The organism is Parasutterella excrementihominis YIT 11859 (assembly GCF_000205025.1).
In the GTDB taxonomy this organism is placed as follows: domain Bacteria; phylum Pseudomonadota; class Gammaproteobacteria; order Burkholderiales; family Burkholderiaceae_F; genus Parasutterella; species Parasutterella excrementihominis.
The window spans coordinates 1-1,548 of record NZ_GL883731.1; the positions used below are offsets into that span (position 1 = coordinate 1).

Below are 1,548 nucleotides of genomic sequence, written 5' to 3' on the forward strand. Positions count from 1 at the left end.
TGCTCGTCGTGCGTTACGGCAGTCCCGCCGTAGCCGCAACACGCGCTATCGTGCGCCGAGGTTCGACAACCGCATCCGCACCAAACGCAAAGGCTGGCTTGCACCGACGGTTGAAAACCGAATCAACGTGCACTTGTCACGCATAGAAACTGTTCTTCGACTGCTGCCGGTCACGAAGATCACCGTGGAAACGGCGTCTTTCGACACTCAGCTGCTGAAGAATCCGGACATTGCGGGGAAAGAGTACCAAGAGGGCGAACAGCTCGGCTTCTGGAACGTCCGCGAGTATGTTCTTTTCAGAGACGGACACGTTTGTCAGCATTGTCACGGCAGGTCGAAAGATCCGGTGCTCAATGTTCATCACTTGGAAAGCAGACGTACCGGCGGAGATTCGCCCGGCAACCTGATTACGCTTTGTGAGACGTGCCATAAGGCACTTCATCGCGGAGAAATCAAGCTAAAGGCCAAGCGCGGTCGGTCGTTCCGTGCGGAAACTTTCATGGGAATTATGCGGTGGGGAGTTCTGAACCGCCTGAAGGCGTCGCATCCGAAGCTGGAAGTGCACAACACCTACGGCTACCGGACTAAGCACGCGCGGATCGCGAACGGTATCGCAAAGTCGCATTGTGCGGATGCTTTCTGCATCGCCGGCAACCTCGGCGCCGAAAGGCTCTGCGAATTCTTCTTCCAGAAGCAGACGCGCCGGAACAACCGGCAGATTCACAAGCTCTCCATCCTCAAAGGCGGCATTCGAAAGCGCAATCAGGCACCCTTCGAAGTGAAGGGCTTCCGTCTTTTTGACAAAGTTGCCTGCCAGGGAGAAGAAGGCTTCATTTTCGGGCGTCGATCAACCGGGTACTTTGATGTTCGAAAGCTTGACGGAACCTGCATTTCGGCAGGCATCAGCTACAAGAAGCTGCATCTGCTGGAAAAGAGAAGAACCTATTTAACAGAAATTCGAAAGGAGGAGGCGCTTCCTCCCCCGCCTGAAGGCAGGGGTCTCCGCGCCTAAATGTGATGATTAGGTACATACATCGCAGCAACGTGCCATTTTCAAAATAATAACTAATCCAGAATCGAAAAGAAATCCCAACAATCTTGTCTTAGAAGGACGGTGCAGCCAATATGAACTGCGGCAATCCTAGGTTATGAAAGCTGAAGCAGTTCCAAAATTTCTTCGTTCGAAAGCTTCTTAGCGACATCGCTTCCTTCGAGCAGTGCGTCGGCAAGGTTCTTCTTCGTCTTATGAAGTTCGAGGATTTTCTGCTCAACTGTCTTTTCCGAAATTAGCTTGTAGATCGTCACCGGGCGTTTCTGTCCGATTCGATAAGCTCGGTCGGAAGCCTGATCTTCAACAGCAGGATTCCACCAAGGATCAAGGTGAATCACATAGTCGGCTGCCGTCAGATTAAGGCCGGTACCGCCTGCCTTCAGACTGATCAGGAACAACGGCATGTCTCCGTTTTGGAAGGTTTCTACAAGTTTCTTGCGCTGAGCGGCAGGCACCGAACCGTCTAAGTAGAGATATTCGATGCCGGCCTTGTCTAA

2 protein-coding genes are annotated in these 1,548 nt (G+C 52.5%); one reads left to right on the forward strand and one right to left on the reverse strand.

The features are described from left to right. The coding region (gene iscB, locus HMPREF9439_RS08640) for an RNA-guided endonuclease IscB (RefSeq protein ID WP_008864555.1) at positions 1-1,012 on the forward strand (1,012 nt) is incomplete at its 5' end. A gap of 134 nt (positions 1,013-1,146) precedes the next feature. On the opposite strand, the gene HMPREF9439_RS08645 is transcribed toward iscB, so the two are convergent. Then, positions 1,147-1,548, reverse strand: a 402-nt coding sequence (locus HMPREF9439_RS08645; protein WP_008864556.1) for a DEAD/DEAH box helicase, incomplete at its 5' end; no start/stop codon positions are given.